Raw genomic sequence first — 14,398 nt, forward strand, 5'->3', positions numbered from 1 at the left:
CCCTTTTTCAGTCTCTCGTACTGAATTAAAAGGTGCTATTCAATTACTACTGCATTTCTATCATCAATTTCTTCAAGAAAAACTGCCACAGCTTCTTCCCTTGCTGTTGGTATGTTTTTACCAACAAAGTCTGCACGTATCGGTAATTCTCGATGTCCTCGATCTACTAGTGTAGCTAAACCTATTTTCTTAGGTCTAGCGTACTGTAACACTGCGTCTAAGGAGGCCCTGACTGTTCGTCCTGTATATAAAACATCATCAATGATAATTACGACTTGATTTGTAATATTAACATCAATTTCATATGCGCTTTCTTCAGCTTCGTTTATTGTCTGTTCTAAATCATCTCTAAATTGAGTGATATCAATTGTTCCAGTTGGCACAAGTTTCTCTTCTATGCGCTCAATTTTTTGTTGAATACGTCGTGCTAAAAATGCACCGCGCGTTTTAATACCTAACAATATTAAATTATCAGTACCTTTGTTATATTCTAAAATTTCATGTGCAATACGTGTCACCGTTCTTTGAATCGCTGCTTCATCCATAATAACTCGTTCTGACATTTTAGGCACCTTCCTTAATTTGATAAATATTTATCTTATTTAATATAAAGAAAACCTCATGTCTTTTTAGACATGAGGTTTAGTTATAAAGTATCATAAACAAACAAGAGATTTATCTTCACTTAACTTAGATGCTTTCTCTTCACAGGGAGTTAACCACTATGTTTCCCATTGCGCGATAAACTTCAGCTACAACAGTGTTCATTTGTCTTCACAAACATACAATATGTTTATGTACCTTATATTAAATCCATGTCTTCGAAGCCTCTCTGGACTTTCATTTAAAGACGATATGGCGCTCTATTAAACTGTCACTATATTACCATGAATATAATTCACTTGCAAGCGGTCAAATAAAATTCAAAATAATCATTTGACGCTATTTCACGTCACTCATATGATAGATTGGGAGCGGGACATGTATTTTGTCCCAACCTCATAAAAAAGCTACTAGGTTCTAATATAGAATTCTAGTAGCTCGTTCTTATTTATTAAATTTAAGCCTTCAAAACTTTATATTTCAAATTTACTTTTATTAGTTAGCTGTCACTTTTACGAATATCTGCTAATAATTGTTCAAAATCCTCAGGAAGTGGTGTAGACTTTTCAATATATTCTTGCGTCACTGGGTGTTCAAAACCAATGATACCGGCATGTAGCGCTTGTCCGCCAATATTCAAGGTTTTCTTCGGTCCATATTTCGGATCGCCTACAAGCGGGAATCCAATATACTTCATATGTACACGTATTTGGTGTGTACGCCCTGTTTCTAATTCACATTCTACTAAAGTATAATTATTAAAATGCTCTAATACATTAAAATGTGTAACTGCTTCTTTACCATCATCAACAACGGCCATTGATTGACGATCATTTTTATTTCTACCAATTGGTGCCTCTATCGTACCGTAATCATGCGGTATATTCCCATGAACAAGCGCTACGTATTTACGTGTCACAGTTTTCTTAACTAATTGATTCACTAAACTACGATGTGCAATATCATTTTTGGCTACCATTAATAGACCAGATGTATCTTTATCAATACGATGTACAATACCTGGACGTACTTCACCATTAATGCCAGATAGATTTTTCATTTGATACATTAAACCATTTACAAGTGTCCCTGTTGAATGCCCAGCTGAAGGATGCACCACAATACCTTTAGGTTTATAAACGATTGCTACATCATCGTCTTCATAATATATATCTAAGTTTAAATTTTCTGGATTGATGTCTGCTTCTACAATTTCTTTTTCAGTTACTACAATATGGTCGTTTAACTTCGTCTTATAATTTGGTTTAATTAGCTTATCATTTACTTTTACAAGTGATAATTTTATCCAATCTTGAATCTGTGTACGTGACCAATCTGAATTGAATTCAGGTAATACTTTGTCGATACGCTGGCCTGCGTCATCTTTATTTTCTATCTTATACTCATGTATTGTCATGCAAAATCTCTCCTATTCTTCGTTCTTCATATCTGTTAACAAAGCGATAATAATTAACAAAACGCCTATCGTCAAACTAGAGTCAGCTACATTAAATATTGGAAAGTTATAACCAAATATATATGTGTCAATAAAGTCAACAACTTCACCGTGTAATACGCGATCAATAAAGTTACCTAAAGCACCTGCAAATAATAAACTAATAGCGATTTGCATTAACAAACTGTGTTTTGCTTCTTTAATATAAAATACAATGAGCACTACGAGTATAATAACTGTAATAATATAGAAAAAGCCCATTTTCCCGCTCATAATACCCCAAGCGGCACCATCATTTCTGTGAGAAGTTATATTTAAAAAGTTGGGAATAACTTCAAATGTTTCTCCAACCTTCATTGAACTAGCAACAATAAATTTTGTGATTTGATCTAATATTAATATAACGATTGTTATGAATAAAGAAATACCAATATAGTACGGACGTTTCATGTCTGTACCTCCTATTCTAATCTCAGTCGCTTTTACAACATCTTTCATTATATCCTAATCAAACTTATAAAAAAAGTTACAGTTTGAATATCTGATAAAAAAGTTACATTATTAATACTAAATCACTAATAATATTCACATATACAATAAGGTAATTTAAAAATTCATCTACAGTTAACAATAAAATGGCGCACCATGTTGCCTATTTTTAATAGTTAGTGTAGATGAAATATTTTATGTTCAAGTAGTGACAATATTGTATTGAAACGTCGGCACCTAGTCGAATAGTTCAACATGAGTTGAATACTAAAGGCTGTGGCCGCGGAAAGCATGCAGAAGAACTGCCACAAAATAAAAAACTATACAAATATATATTAAATCAAGGTAACGACTTGTGCTGACTCCTGCGGAAAAAACACGAGCTGAAGACTACAGGCTGAGGCTGTGCCCGCGGAAAGCATGCACAAGTATTGTCTCTAAATACTATTATGTTTAAACACTAGCGTTTTTCTTAGGATGGATATATTTATAATCTTTAACTTCGTCTTTCGTTATAATTCGGTTTGATATTTCAAAAGGCTTGTTATAATTCATTTCACTAACTTCTAATGAACCATTGTCATTTCGTTGTTCAATATAAGCTACATGACCATACTCACCTTCAGTAGTCTGTAAAATGCTCCCTACCTTGGGTGATTGATTGACTTTATAGTCACTTTTTTGTGCATACGATGCCCAATACTTTGCGTCGTTCCATTTCTTCCCTATTTTCATTCCATCTTCTCTTACTTTTTCAAAGACGTAGTGCGTACATTGTCCTTTAGTATACGTATTATATTTCATTGGATCTAACGACCAGAAATGATTTGTTGGCTCAGTCATATCTTGGTTATCTAATCCTTCATATGCAGCAGCAACAGTAATAATAGCACTTATCGCAAACATCGTACCAAGTCTTTTTTTCATTTAATCACACGACCTTATTATAATTAAATCGAAATTGTATACCATCTGGTCCTGTTAATAATTTGTGCGTAGTCTCAGGGTAATGAAAATCAATAATTGCTAAACCATACGTTCTATTATTTTCAATTCGTTTAATGCTAGATAACCAATTATTAACCACTAAATGTTGATGATAACCATTAGAGGATAAGTAAAATGCGCCATCTGTTTCTAATGATGATGTTTCAAGTCCGAAATAATTATTATAGTACTGCTTAACTTTGCTTAAATCAATTGATTTTAAATTCAAATAACCAATAACACTTTCATCAGGTATACCTTGCCATTTTTCATTTGAAGTATACGCTAATAGATTAGGCACGTTAATCGGTTGCGTTTCAAGCACTACTTTTTCATCTTCAAATAACCAGTCTTCAATTGGATTATCAACATAAAATTCTAAACCATTACCTTCAGGGTCTTCTAAATATAATGAGGTTGTCACATCATGCTCCCCACCGTGTACTGGAATACCAGACTCATCTATTTGTACAAGCAAATCTGCAAGGTCTGTCTTAGCAGGTAACTTGATTGCCAAGTGAAATAATCCTGCTTCTGAACGTAACGGCTCTCTGCCCTGTATAACCTGGTTAAAAGTCATAAAATGATTTAAATTACCAATCTCATATTGGATTGTTGAATAAGATTCATTTACCACATTCATACCTATGATGTTTTCATAAAATTGTTTCATTTCATCTTTATCTCTAACATTTAATGTAATGCCATTTACAAAATGCGCGCTTTGACTATGGAACATGTATAACACCTTTCTAAAACTCTAATAAATTCAGTATACTTGAAATCCATTTTTATACATTAAAAAAGCTCATTCAATAGTATTATTTTTATCCATTTCTTCATAATTATCTTAATAGTTCAAACATTAAAAAGGCTATATGCTTTGCGCGAGGCAAAACATATAACCTAATTTAATTATTTCATTTTTATTTCTAATTAATCACACTACGTTTTATACGAGTGTTTTAACGACTTCTTGGCAACGTGGACATAAGTCTTCAAGTTCGCCAACTGAGCCTAGTTCTTCACTATAATTCCAACAACGTTGACATTTTTCACCATGCGCGTGTTCAATACGGATATCACCATATTGATAAGCCACACCATTTTCAACTGATTCCACTACTTCTGCTTGAGAAGTAATAAATAACTGCTGTAAATCAGAGAATTGTTGTAAAAATGATGTTGCATCAAAGTTGTCATTGCTACCGATTACAACTTTTGCTTCTAATGATTTACCAATTACTTTTTCACCACGTGCTACTTCTAATGCACGGTTAACATCATCACGTAAATCCATAAATGTATTCCATCTATCTAAAAATTCACGGTCTACTTCAGCGCGTTCTGGCATACGAGTTAAGTGAATACTTTCTTCTTCAACATGCGGAATATGAGACCAAACTTCTTCAGCAGTATGCACTAAGATTGGTGCTAATAATTTCGTCATATCCACTACAATTTGGTATAACACTGTTTGCATACTACGACGTTTATGAGAATCACGTTCTTCAATATATAAAATATCTTTACCATAATCTAAATAGAAATTACTTAATTCTACGTTAATAAAGTTTTGAACTTCTTGATAGATATCTAAGTAATCATAGTTATCATAATGATCTAAAGTATTTGCTGTAAATTCACGTAGTCTATTTAATAAATATTTATCTACTTCTAATAAATCTGCTTCAGCTAATGCATCAGTAGCAGGATTATAATCATTCACGTTACCTAACATAAATCTTAATGTATTTCTGATTTTACGATACACATCAGAAGTTTGTTTTAAGATTTCATCTGAGATACGAACGTCAGCTAAGTAATCAACACTACTTACCCAAAGTCGTGCAATATCTGCACCTTTTTGTTTAACAATTTGATCTGGCACAATAACGTTACCTAATGATTTACTCATTTTTTTACCTGAGCCGTCCATAACAAAGCCGTGAGATAAGAGCATTTTATATGGTGATTTACCTCTTGTCGCAACAGAAGTTGTAATTGATGAGTTAAACCAACCACGGTATTGGTCACTACCTTCAATGTATAAATCTGCTGGATAAGATAATTCAGGACGCCCTTCTAAAACGCCTCTGTGAGATGAACCAGAATCAAACCAAACATCCATAATATCTGTTTCTTTAGTAAATTCACCGTTTGGACTACTTGGATGTGTAAATCCTTCTGGTAGTAAGTCTTTTGCATCACGTTCAAACCAAACATTAGAACCAAATTCTTCAAATAAATCTGCAACATGATTAACAGTTTCGTTTGTCATGATGATGTCACCATTTTCAGCATAAAATACTGGTAGAGGAACACCCCAGACACGTTGACGTGAAATAACCCATTCACCACGGTCACGGATCATATTGAAAATACGTGTTTTACCCCAATCTACTTTAAAATCAGTTACTTCAATTGCATCTAAGATGTCTTGACGAACTTTATCAATAGATGCAAACCATTGTGGCGTTGCTCTGAAGATAACAGGTTTTTTCGTACGCCAATCATGAGGATAACTATGTGTGATAAACTCTAAATTTAATAAAGCATCTTTTTCTTTTAACACATCCGTAATTGCTTTATTGGCTTTGTCATAGAACATACCTTCAAATTGACCAGCTTCTTCTGTAAAGACACCTTTATCATCAACTGGGCTAATTACTGGTAATTTGTACTTCTGACCAACGACATAGTCATCTTCACCATGACCAGGTGCTGTATGCACACAACCTGTACCAGCATCAGTAGTAACATGTAAGCCATTGATAACCAATGAAACTCGGTCAACAAATGGATGTTGTGTCTCCACATACTCTAATTCGCTACCTTTAAATTCTTTTTCTAATTCAAGCGTATTTTCATCCCAGCCTAATGCTTCAACAACATCACTCGCTAAGTCTTTACCGATAATGTATTTTTTACCGTTCACATTATATTGACCATAAGTTAAATCAGGATATACTGTAATCGCCACGTTAGAAGGTAATGTCCATGGTGTTGTTGTCCAAATGATGAATTTCGCATCTGAATCTACAACGCCTTTACCATCTTTAACATCAAACGCTACATAGATAGAAGCTGAACGTTTATCTTGATATTCAATTTCTGCTTCTGCAAGTGAAGATTCACTTGATGGTGACCAATATACAGGTTTTTTGCCTTTGTAAATTAACCCTTTATCTGCCATTTCGCCAAATAAACGAATTTGTGCTGCTTCATATTCTGGTTTTAACGTGATATATGGATTATCAAAATCACCTTTAACACCTAAACGTTTAAAATCTTTTTTCTGATTTTCAATTTGTTCTAAAGCAAATGCTTCACATTTTTTTCTGAATTCAGCAATAGATAATTCTTTACGTTTAACACCTTTTTTAGTTAGTGCTTGTTCAATAGGTAAACCATGCGTATCCCAACCTGGGACGTAAGGTGCATAAAACCCACGCATTGATTTATATCTAATCATCATGTCTTTTAAGATTTTATTCAGTGCATGTCCCATATGCAAATTACCATTAGCGTATGGTGGGCCATCATGCAAAATGTATGATGGATTCCCTTCATTTTTATCTAACACTTTTTGATAAATGTTTTGTGCTTCCCATTCTTCTTGGATCTTAGGTTCTTTATTTGGTAACCCTCCGCGCATTGGGAAATCTGTCTTTGGCATTAATAACGTTTCTTTATAATCCATTTTATACACTCCTTGTTCCGATTTTCATAATAAATTCAATTCATCCGTACAATAAAAAGAACCCTAAGTTCAATTAACAGGGACGATTAATACCGCGTTACCACCCTGATTAACTCAACTTAGAGTTCTCTCATTGTTAATATATTTTTTGAAATTACAGTGATATAAACATCTTACATATGAAAGGCTCTCACTGTCCCTAACTCGCTTTGATATGCAAAAAGATGCTTACGTGTCTGTTATTTATATTAATTACTATTTTTTATCTTTTTCAGTATTTGTAGCCTGAGCATCTGCTTCTGTAGTACTATCTGCCTCTGCTTTCGCTTTCATCGCTTTTTCTTCTTCAGTCAAATCATTTTCATGTAAATGATTAATATTTTCTTGAGTTACTTGTTCAGAATCAAGATCATAATTTAATAAATAATCCCAATCTTCACTTTTTAGTAAATCAAGTTGAGCCTCAACTAACATGCGAAAACGTGATCTAAATATTTTTGATTGTCGTTTCATGTCTTCAGTTTGGAATGAGAGACGACGTGCTTTTTCAACCGCATCATTAACAATTTTATTAGCCTCACTTTGTGCTTTAGAAACTGTTGCTTCAGCATCTTTAGTTGCAGCTAATTTCGTTTCTTCCCCAGCTTGTTTCGCATGAATTAAAGCATCACTTACAGATTGATGAACATCTTTATATGACTGTATATTTGTATCTTTATCTTCAATGACTTTCTCTAATTGCTTTTTATCTTCTTTTAAACGTTCAATTTCGTTACTTAGTTGTTCTAAATAGCTTTCAACCTCAGTTGGTTCAAAACCAGTTTTTACGCGTGTAAAGTCTTTGTTTTTTATTTCATTTGGTGTAAAAGGCATGCGTTATCCTCCTTCTATAATACACTATTTTAGCACTGCTTTAAATATCTGAAATAGTGATTTATGTCTATATTTTCTATTTTTTTATAATCATTTGTATGCATTCTTATTGATAGAAATCTAATTTAACTTGTTTATACGTTATATAAGTATAACATTATTTGAATAAAGTTTTGTACGAAATTCTTACTTTATCTTTTTTTGTTTTACCACCAATATCAGTAATCATTGCTCTACCATAACCTTGGATTGACAATAAGTCACCACTATCAAGTTGAAAATCTGTAGCGTCGATCATTGTATGATTGACCTTGACACGCTTTTTATCAATTAATTGTTTAGCAATTGTACGGGATTTGCGAATCATTTCTTTTAAGATGACATCTAAACGCAAACCACTCACAGTAGTTTCATATGTTTGCCAATGCTCTTTTGATTGTATCATATCTTTTATAGGAATAGAATTAAGTTTAACTGTAGCACCCTTAATCCTATTTAGTTCTAACATAATATAAGATTCCAATTGTTTTGTCAAAGTAAATTGAATTGAATCATCTACAATAATATCTCCTAATTGCTCTCTTTCTATCCCTAAAGACATAATTGTTCCTAATATATGTTGATGTTGTAGCGTTACAAACTTTTGAGGATAGTCTATTTCAACCAATACAATTTCAAACAGTTCTTCTTCTGGCACAAGATAATCAGGTGCAACAATAGCCCTTTTGCGTTCTGCATATGGCCCACCAAAGAATGTGACTTCTAAATCATCGTAACTACCCACTATAACACTTATAATATATTGTCCACGTGGGTCTAGAAAAGGTGTTAATATAGGCGCATACTGCTCATTCGCACGGTTACACTTATCCATAAGTTGATCTATTAATTCATGTTCTTCTTTTCTAAAATGCTGGTAAATATCGATGTTAATCACTCCACATACAAGAGAAAGCACCTCGCGTCATACAACGTTAGGTGCTTCTCATTTATTTTATACATTAGTTATAAGTAAACTTAAATTCTATTTAACGTAAATTGATTTAAGCTAAATTACTCAAAATTAAATTAAAAATACTTGCTAAACCTTGTCGGAATAAGACAAGTACAATTATTGCTACAATTGATGATATATCGATCATACCAATTGGAGGAATAATTTTACGGAATTGTTCTAAAAATGGTTCATAAATTTTAGCTAAAAATTGACCGAATTTATTTTCTCGTGCATTAGGTATCCATGACATAAAGAAATAAACAATCATTCCGTAATAATAAATTTGAACCAAGAATAAAATAAAACTAAATATACTTCCTAATAAACCTATATCCATTTATTATTACCTCTATTCACCTTGGTATTCCATATTTTCTATGTGATCTGTAATACTACCAGCGACTTCAATATTATCTGGAGTACATAAGAATATATCTGACCCTACGCGTTGAATGTCTCCACCGATTGCATAAACTGTACCGCTTAAAAAGTCGATAATACGTTTAGCAGAAACTTTATCAATACGCTGTAAATTAACTAAAGTTGCACGACGATTTTTGAGTTCGTCTGCGATATCTTGAGTATCTGAAAAAACACGTGGTTCAAATAAACACATTTTAGAACTTTCTTCTGTAAAACCGAATTGATCTTGTTCTTGATTATTCATATTCACAACGTTCCTTGCATTATTTTTTGATGAAGTGTTATTCATTTGATACTTCCTTTCACCTGAGGATTGCTGTAATCTTGATGACTGCTTTTTGGGAACGGATTGTATGGATCTTTGTCGCTCTGTATTTTCATTATTTTTATATTCATTGAAATTCGTTTGAGACTGCGCTTGTTGCTTGTTTTGTTGTCTACCTTGTTCTTCTTCTGGTGCTTCTAATTCGTCATCTTCTTCTTCAACCACGAAAAATCCACTAAATAAATCTTTTAAAGCCACGGGGCTCACTCCTCTTTTCCTACAAGTTTAGTCCCAATTCTCACAAATGACGCACCTTCTTCAGCAGCTAAATGGAAATCATTACTCATTCCCATCGATAACTCAGTGCATGGTGCATAATTTAAATTGAGCGCTTTAATCTCATCTCTTTTATTCTTTAATGATTGAAATAAGCTTTTTATATATGACTCGTCATCAGTTAATGGAGCCATAGTCATAAGACCAACTACTTCTATATTTTCATATTGTTCCAATGTTTCAATAAAAGTATTCACATCTTTCAACGCAACACCTTGTTTAGAATCTTCACCTGAAACATTTACTTGAACAAAACACTTTATTTTGTGTTCTGCCCTTTTGTTAATTTCTTTTGCTAATTTAAGACGATCTAATGCATGAAAGTAATCAATTTCATTAATCACTTCTTTTACCTTTCTAGTCTGCAATGAACCAATAAAGTGCATTACTATATCGTCAGGTAAAGCTTCTTTTTTTAGTTGAAATCCTTCTAAACGATTCTCACCAAAATGTCTAATCCCCGCATTATAAGCATCATTAGCTCGGTCTATTGTAACATACTTTGTCACTGCAATCACGTTTGGCAACGTTGAAATATTACCTTTTTCGCAGTGTGTTTTTAATTGTTTTTCAATTTGTTCTAAATTATATTGTACGTTCAAATCTCTACACCTCTTCATTATTGACCGATAAATGCTAACATGCGGCCAGTATTCCCTTTCTCTACTCTATATGAGAAAAATAAGGATAAATCGTCAGATGTCGCATAGTTAGTAATATAAATATTGTCTTTAGGAACACCTGTATTTTCAATTAATAAAGCATTCGCGCGTTTTAAATCAATGCCATGTCTGTCATTGTCTCTTGTCTCAATATATTCATTCATGTCTATCGATAATGATTCAAATTTTGATTTAATATCATCATTAATTTCATAAGTTGTAGATGTTGCAGGTCCAATTACGATATTCAAATCATTTAAATTAAAATTGATATGGCGAATGACTTCATTCACAATTTGACCGACAGTTCCTCTCCAACCAGCATGTGCCAAACCGATGTAATGATGTTTTTCACTATAAAAATATATAGGTACACAGTCCGCGTAACACATTGTAAGCAGAATATCAGATTCATACGTATATAATGCATCTACACCATGTAGAGCATCCGTTAAAATATCAATATTCGTGCCTTTATCTTTAGCTGTCACCTCTACAACTTTATTTTCATGCGTTTGTATAGGGAATACCCATTGTTCTCTCGGGTATTGAATTACAGCTGCAAGCTCTTCTTGATGTTGTGTAACGTGTTGTGGATTATCATTAATATATCTAGCCATGTTAAAAGCTGATTTAGGATAGGGACTCAAACCTTCTTCTCTTGTTGTTATACCCAATTTTACATTGTTTAAATGGCTATCCTCATATTTCAATATATGATTATCTTTAATAAATTTATCATGCATACTATGACCCTCCATTAATTAAAACTGTAATTCCTCGCTATGACTTCATATAGGAGACCCGCGACAATAATTTATTCTAAAATTTTAGACAGATATATGATTAAGTTATATTCACAAATAGCAATAAAATTCAAAAAAGTCATCAGATCTTTGGACCTGATGACATCATTGTATTTATTATTGACTACTTTAAGCTTTAAGCCTTATGTATACAAGGCGAGCTAGTTCGAAAATTAACGTCTAGTTCTTCTTGAACGTCTTTCTTCTCTATTTCTGATAAAGCTTGGAATGTCATCTTCATTTGTAGTATGACTTCTGCCTTCACTAGCACTTTCTGATGGTTGAGAAGTATTTGCTGTATTTGATGCAAATGAATCTTCTTTTGAACTGTTACTACTTGTTGCGCTTGTACCGAACCCAGTATTTGAAGCTTTACGTGCTTGTGATGAAGGTTTATCTTCAAATCCAGTAGCGATAACTGTAACTACAATTTCGTCTTGTAATTCTGGATTAATTACAGTACCGAAGATCATATTTACATCTTCGTCTGCTGCATCTTGTACGATGTCAGCTGATTCTTGTGCTTCGAAAAGTGATAGTGACTCTCCACCAGTGATATTCATAAGTACACCCTGTGCACCAACGATTGAAGTTTCTAATAATGGTGACGAAATCGCCTTTTTAGCTGCTTCTACTGCGCGGTTTTCGCCGGAAGAAACACCAATTCCCATTAATGCTGAACCTTGGTTAGACATGATTGTTTTCACATCTGCAAAGTCAAGGTTTACTTCACCTGATACTGCGATTAAATCAGAAATACCTTGAACACCTTGACGTAATACGTTGTCGGCTTCTTTAAATGCTTCCATCATAGGTGTTGATTTATCAACGATATCTAATAATCTGTCATTAGGAATAACGATTAATGTATCTACAGCTGCTTTCATTGATTCTACACCAGCTGCTGCTTGTGTTTGACGCTTACGACCTTCAAAACCAAATGGACGTGTAACGACACCTACTGTTAATGCTCCCATTTCTTTAGCAATTTTTGCTACGACTGGAGCAGCACCAGTACCAGTACCGCCACCCATACCAGCAGTTACGAATACCATATCTGCGCCTTGGATAGCATCTTCAATCTGTTCACGAGACTCTTCTGCAGCTTTTTTACCAATGTCCGGGTTAGCTCCAGCGCCTAAACCACGTGTTAATTTTTCACCAATTTGGATTTTAGCTTCAGCTTTAGACAGGTTTAAAGCTTGTCCATCCGTATTGATTGAAATAAATTCAACATTATTCATACCATGGTCAATCATACGGTTTACAGCGTTGTTACCGCCGCCCCTACACCGATGACTTTCAACGTCGCTAAATGATTAAATCCTTGTTCAAATTCTAACATTTATATTTCCTCCTAGTTTTAATGGCCAATCAATCGAATAGAGATTTCATAAGTTTTTTGAATTTACCTTCTTCTTTGTCCTGAGGTTTACGTTCTTCATCTTGGTTGACGTCTACTTTTTCGTCGTATTCCTCAGGTGCTTCTGGTTCTTCCATTTCAGAAGCTGACGTTTGTGGCTCTTCTTGTTTGTTTGATTTTTTCTTGAACCAGTCAAATCCGCTTGATTTTGTGCTATGTTCTCTTTCATCAGATTCGATGACTTCTTCTTCGAATTCTTCACTGTCATGATTACTAATTGTAACATAATCTAGCAATTCGTCGAAAGTAATGCTACTAGAAATTGTTGAAATTGCTGAAGAAAATTCAGGTTTTCTAATGCCCATTTGTGACGGTGTATGAATTCTTACTTTTTCACTTACCATATCTTGTAGTAATTCTTTAACACCTAATAGGTTTGCCGAACCACCAGTAACAACGAAACCACCGTTAACTTTAGTAAGTCCTAGCTCTTGTAATATATCAAAAACATTAAAGAAGATATCTTCAACACGTGCTTCAATAATATCTGCTAAATCTTTTTGAGTAAATTGAGCTTCTTCTTCACTATCCACTTGGTCTACACTAAATACGTCATGATCAGAAGCAGATTCAAAGAAAGCGTGACCATATTGATGTTTAATCTTTTCTGCTGTTTCATAAGATGTGTTTAAGCCTTGCGAAATATCTTCTGTGATATCTCGACCAGCCATCTCAATTGCCTCAGCATCAACAAGCTCGCCACGTTCATAAAATGCAAGTTGTGTAATATCTTCACCGATATCGATGATACATGTACCTAGCTCTTTTTCAGTAGCTGATAGCACTGAACCATAGTTATACGCATCTGAATACACATCTAATACATCTACGCCACAAGATTCAACACATTTAATCATATTGATTAAAATTGATTTTTGAATTGCAATAACACCAGCTTCTACTTTCAAACCATGTCTAGCAATTAATTCTTTTGGATCTGAAACTTCATTTTCCCCATCAACAATAAATTTAATCGGGAATGCATTTATAATTTCAGTTTCTGGCACATCATTTTTTTCACGAATACCTTCAAGCACACTTTCAATATGTGTACCATTCAATTCTGTATCTTCATAAAATTCTATTTCATTTACTTCATCAAATACTTCAGTTCCGACTATTGGAAGTTTTAAAAACACTTCTTTAATATCTACACCTGAAGCAATAGAGGCTTTTTTGATTGTATCTTTTACCGCTTGTTTAGCGATATCGAAATCATCAATAAGACCATTTTTAATCCCACTTGTGTAGGTCTGTCCTGTACCTATCACATTTATACCATTGTGAAATTTTTCGCCCACTATCGTTTTAACGCTTGATGAACCAATATCTATACTTACATAATAATGCTCTTCCATAGATAGGCACCTCCTGA

13 protein-coding genes and 1 pseudogene are annotated in these 14,398 nt (G+C 33.6%); all 14 read right to left on the minus strand.

The features are described from left to right. Positions 1–35: 35 nt before the first annotated feature. A complete protein-coding gene (gene pyrR / locus AOB58_RS04160) occupies positions 36–563 on the minus strand; it encodes a bifunctional pyr operon transcriptional regulator/uracil phosphoribosyltransferase PyrR (RefSeq protein WP_002507921.1) in 528 nt (175 codons plus the stop codon). Positions 564–1,102: 539 nt separating this feature from the next. Next, a complete protein-coding gene (locus AOB58_RS04165) occupies positions 1,103–2,020 on the minus strand; it encodes an RluA family pseudouridine synthase (RefSeq protein ID WP_002507922.1) in 918 nt (305 codons plus the stop codon). Positions 2,021–2,032: 12 nt separating this feature from the next. Beyond that, a complete protein-coding gene (lspA, locus tag AOB58_RS04170; protein WP_002507923.1) occupies positions 2,033–2,509 on the minus strand; it encodes a signal peptidase II in 477 nt (158 codons plus the stop codon). Positions 2,510–3,001: 492 nt separating this feature from the next. Further along, positions 3,002–3,475 carry a CHAP domain-containing protein gene (locus AOB58_RS04175; protein WP_021338700.1) on the minus strand — a complete coding sequence of 158 codons (474 nt, stop codon included), beginning with the start codon at positions 3,473–3,475 and terminating at the stop codon, positions 3,002–3,004. 4 nt (positions 3,476–3,479) lie between these two features. Beyond that, complete coding sequence (locus AOB58_RS04180) at positions 3,480–4,274, minus strand: VOC family protein (protein WP_021338699.1); 795 nt, start codon at positions 4,272–4,274, stop codon at positions 3,480–3,482. Between the two features lie 213 nt (positions 4,275–4,487). Continuing rightward, positions 4,488–7,238 (minus strand): isoleucine--tRNA ligase, encoded by a 2,751-nt coding sequence (gene ileS, locus AOB58_RS04185; RefSeq protein ID WP_064783020.1) that lies wholly within the window; start codon positions 7,236–7,238, stop codon positions 4,488–4,490. Positions 7,239–7,493: 255 nt separating this feature from the next. Then, a complete protein-coding gene (locus tag AOB58_RS04190) occupies positions 7,494–8,111 on the minus strand; it encodes a DivIVA domain-containing protein (protein ID WP_046465199.1) in 618 nt (205 codons plus the stop codon). Positions 8,112–8,268: 157 nt separating this feature from the next. Beyond that, on the minus strand, positions 8,269–9,048 hold the full coding sequence (locus AOB58_RS04195; RefSeq protein ID WP_046465198.1) for a YlmH family RNA-binding protein: 780 nt from the start codon (positions 9,046–9,048) through the stop codon (positions 8,269–8,271). 106 nt (positions 9,049–9,154) lie between these two features. Then, a complete protein-coding gene (locus tag AOB58_RS04200; protein WP_002507929.1) occupies positions 9,155–9,445 on the minus strand; it encodes a YggT family protein in 291 nt (96 codons plus the stop codon). 12 nt (positions 9,446–9,457) lie between these two features. Next, entirely contained in the window at positions 9,458–10,054 is a 597-nt protein-coding gene (locus tag AOB58_RS04205; RefSeq protein WP_002507930.1) for a cell division protein SepF, read from the minus strand. A 5-nt stretch (positions 10,055–10,059) separates the two neighbouring features. Further along, a complete protein-coding gene (locus tag AOB58_RS04210; RefSeq protein ID WP_046465197.1) occupies positions 10,060–10,734 on the minus strand; it encodes a YggS family pyridoxal phosphate-dependent enzyme in 675 nt (224 codons plus the stop codon). 17 nt (positions 10,735–10,751) lie between these two features. Next, entirely contained in the window at positions 10,752–11,540 is a 789-nt protein-coding gene (gene pgeF, locus AOB58_RS04215) for a peptidoglycan editing factor PgeF (RefSeq protein WP_064783021.1), read from the minus strand. Between the two features lie 233 nt (positions 11,541–11,773). Next, positions 11,774–12,945, minus strand: a pseudogene (gene ftsZ / locus AOB58_RS04220) (cell division protein FtsZ). A gap of 29 nt (positions 12,946–12,974) precedes the next feature. Continuing rightward, a complete protein-coding gene (gene ftsA / locus AOB58_RS04225; protein ID WP_021338693.1) occupies positions 12,975–14,381 on the minus strand; it encodes a cell division protein FtsA in 1,407 nt (468 codons plus the stop codon). Positions 14,382–14,398: the final 17 nt, after the last annotated feature.

This window comes from Staphylococcus sp. AntiMn-1 (assembly GCF_001663395.1).
Lineage (GTDB): Bacteria > Bacillota > Bacilli > Staphylococcales > Staphylococcaceae > Staphylococcus > Staphylococcus equorum.

Coding starts and splice junctions, on each gene's coding strand:
- pyrR (WP_002507921.1), bottom strand. CDS start 563: ATGTCAGAACGAGTTATTATGGATGAAGCAGCGATTCAAAGAACGGTG.
- AOB58_RS04165 (WP_002507922.1), bottom strand. CDS start 2,020: ATGACAATACATGAGTATAAGATAGAAAATAAAGATGACGCAGGCCAG.
- lspA (WP_002507923.1), bottom strand. CDS start 2,509: ATGAAACGTCCGTACTATATTGGTATTTCTTTATTCATAACAATCGTT.
- AOB58_RS04175 (WP_021338700.1), bottom strand. CDS start 3,475: ATGAAAAAAAGACTTGGTACGATGTTTGCGATAAGTGCTATTATTACT.
- AOB58_RS04180 (WP_021338699.1), bottom strand. CDS start 4,274: ATGTTCCATAGTCAAAGCGCGCATTTTGTAAATGGCATTACATTAAAT.
- ileS (WP_064783020.1), bottom strand. CDS start 7,238: ATGGATTATAAAGAAACGTTATTAATGCCAAAGACAGATTTCCCAATG.
- AOB58_RS04190 (WP_046465199.1), bottom strand. CDS start 8,111: ATGCCTTTTACACCAAATGAAATAAAAAACAAAGACTTTACACGCGTA.
- AOB58_RS04200 (WP_002507929.1), bottom strand. CDS start 9,445: ATGGATATAGGTTTATTAGGAAGTATATTTAGTTTTATTTTATTCTTG.
- pgeF (WP_064783021.1), bottom strand. CDS start 11,540: ATGCATGATAAATTTATTAAAGATAATCATATATTGAAATATGAGGAT.
- ftsA (WP_021338693.1), bottom strand. CDS start 14,381: ATGGAAGAGCATTATTATGTAAGTATAGATATTGGTTCATCAAGCGTT.